This is a genomic window from Alistipes sp. CAG:29 (genome assembly GCF_000435435.1).
GTDB lineage: Bacteria > Bacteroidota > Bacteroidia > Bacteroidales > Rikenellaceae > Alistipes > Alistipes onderdonkii.
Genome location: NZ_FR893472.1, coordinates 10487 through 11616 on the forward strand (window position 1 = coordinate 10487; position 1130 = coordinate 11616).

Below are 1130 nucleotides of genomic sequence, written 5' to 3' on the forward strand. Positions count from 1 at the left end.
AGGAACAGCGCGGCGGTCATCATCAGCGGGCCGTCGGGCACGGCGATGAAGCCGTAGAGCTGCAACATCAGCGTCGCGGCCGAGAGGACGACAAAAAGCGCCGCGTCGCGCCGGTCGGCATCCGCGGGGCGGATTATCCGCCATAGTATATAAAGGTAGAGCGGTTGCAGCACCGTAAAGAAAAACCGCACGCCCAGTTCGCCCCCGAAAAGGTGCTCGCCGAGCCAGACCAGCAAGGCGGTCATCGGCGGATGGTCGAAATATCCCCATGCGAGGTTTTCAGCGAACATATGGTAATACGCTTCGTCGTTGGCCAGTTCGGAAAACCCGGCCTGCAGGAGGTTGCACACCCACCACACGCCGAGCCACAAAGCTACCAGGCCGTCGGCGCCGAGCGAAGCATAAGTCTTTTTGAGCGATGCCTTCATACAAGCGACAAAGGTAGCAAAATTTATCGTTTTTGCGCCATTCCCGTCCGAAAGAGAGGGGAGGGGCGAAACAGCTTTCGCACAAATCAGTCCGCGGGGACACACTTTGCCGGTGTAAAAAACGTTTCCGTAATATCGGATCGTTGTTACGGGCCGGCCCCATCGGCGGAAAATCCCGGACAATACCGTGTCCCACAGCCAGATGCCTGCAATGGAAGCGGAAGAGGGAAACACCTGTGGCATGTTACCATATTTGGAAGTCCATAAAAAAATGTTTCAGACAATGACACAACGGATTACAGATGCCTGATTCACAAATCCGGCATTATGTCCCAGAAAAGAAGCCTCCGGAATATCCTCGGCTCCCGAAGCGCAGCAATCGCCAAAGACACCCTAAAAAATACGAATATCAGACAATAAATACATAAAAAGAAACAATATTTATCCTATAAATAGCCTTAACTTCGTAGCATAAAATATCATTTTTTTACGGCAGCCCGCAACCTGCCGTTTTTGCTACGGAAGGCTGCATACGAAGAGGCCATGAAACTACGAAATTCCATACGTCCGATAAGGTTACTCCTGCTGCTCTCCGGCTTGCTGGCATTAGCGTCGTGCCGGCAGGACGAGACGCAATCCCTCTCGGAATATCTGGACTACGTAATCGAGAACAAACATATTTTCGAAGCCGAAAAGGAAGAG

The 1130-nt window shown here is 52.0% G+C and carries 2 protein-coding genes (1 of these 2 cut by a window edge); one reads left to right on the plus strand and one right to left on the minus strand.

Annotation, left to right across the window (positions count from 1 at the left end; all coding sequences use genetic code 11):
- Positions 1-428, minus strand: a 428-nt coding sequence (locus QVP03_RS08305) for a glycosyltransferase family 39 protein (RefSeq protein WP_288210714.1), incomplete at its 3' end; no start/stop codon positions are given.
- A gap of 543 nt (positions 429-971) precedes the next feature.
- On the opposite strand from QVP03_RS08305, the gene QVP03_RS08310 reads away from it, so the two are divergent.
- Positions 972-1130 carry the 5' end (the start) of a DUF6377 domain-containing protein gene (locus QVP03_RS08310; protein ID WP_022333034.1) on the plus strand. It continues 1521 nt past the right edge of the window, so only the first 159 of its 1680 coding nucleotides appear in the window; the start codon lies at positions 972-974; its stop codon lies beyond the right edge, outside the window.